The organism is Alicyclobacillus tolerans (assembly GCF_900142255.1).
Classification (GTDB): domain Bacteria; phylum Bacillota; class Bacilli; order Alicyclobacillales; family Alicyclobacillaceae; genus Alicyclobacillus_I; species Alicyclobacillus_I tolerans.
In genome coordinates, this window is record NZ_FRAF01000074.1 from 1 (window position 1) to 1,028 (window position 1,028).

Sequence of the window (1,028 nt, forward strand, 5' to 3'; positions counted from 1 at the left end):
TGGACTACAGCAGGGATTGCATTGACAATAGTCGGGCTCCTAACAGGATGTGGGACAGGTGGTGGAGTGAGTTCAGGTTCGACTCCAACGAAGAATGTGACCAATAGCCCCGCATCGAATGTTACACATACATCAACACCATCGAATAGCGTTGCAAGTAAAACGGCAAACAGCACATCGACTAGTACTCATCAATTCAACAATAACTCGACAGTCAGTAACAATACAAAACCAAGTTCTCAGGCGTCTTCTTCAACATCAGGGATGGTACATCTGAATTTAACTCAGGCTCAAATCCAAACGATTAAAACGGCCATCATTAAACTTAGAGGAAACCCAAGCCAAATGACGTTTGCAGATGGAGAGATAAAGATATATGTCCCCCAACAAATTCCGCAAGGACAGCTATTTCTGAATGCCGATTTTGGTGCGAGTGCAGTATTTGGGGCATGCGTGACTCTGTATTTTAGCGGATTCAAAGTAAGAATCGGCGGTCAACAACCTTCTCTGTTGGCTATTCACAAAACTAATTCAGTTAAACTTTCTAACGGAGCGATGGGTACTTGGTACGTGCCCAATCAAGGAGTACCAACTGAAACAAATAAACTCAGTGACTACTTTATGACTTGGATTGGTAAGACCCACATCACCATCAGTTCAAACTTGAAATCCGTGTCACAAACTCAGATTGAAAAAATGGCAAGTTCGATGGTCTATTTGGGGGCAAATCAATAATGACATTCATAGGAGAGAGTCTGCCCTGGGGTAAAGCAGACCCTCTTAATGCTTATGAGTAGATGTAGTCGTATTGTGCTAGATTATGCACTCCGATTAGATATACCAAACCCGAGCCGGGGACATTAGAGGTAGGACTTGCTCCATTTTTCACTCTATTTGATGAGATTTTTATTCTGACTTTGAATATCAATCCCGCCGTCCACGTCCCCAGTAGAGGGCATAGCCAAGCAGTTCGTCCTGGATAACCTTGGCCTGTTCCGCCAACAACAAACTCACCTGTTCCAACCGCT

Annotated in this window: 1 pseudogene; it reads left to right on the plus strand. The window is 43.9% G+C overall.

What is annotated here, in order from left to right:
• Window positions 1-735 (plus strand): annotated as a pseudogene (locus tag BUA75_RS15435) (hypothetical protein); the annotation flags it as partial.
• Between the last annotated feature and the right edge of the window lie 293 nt (window positions 736-1,028).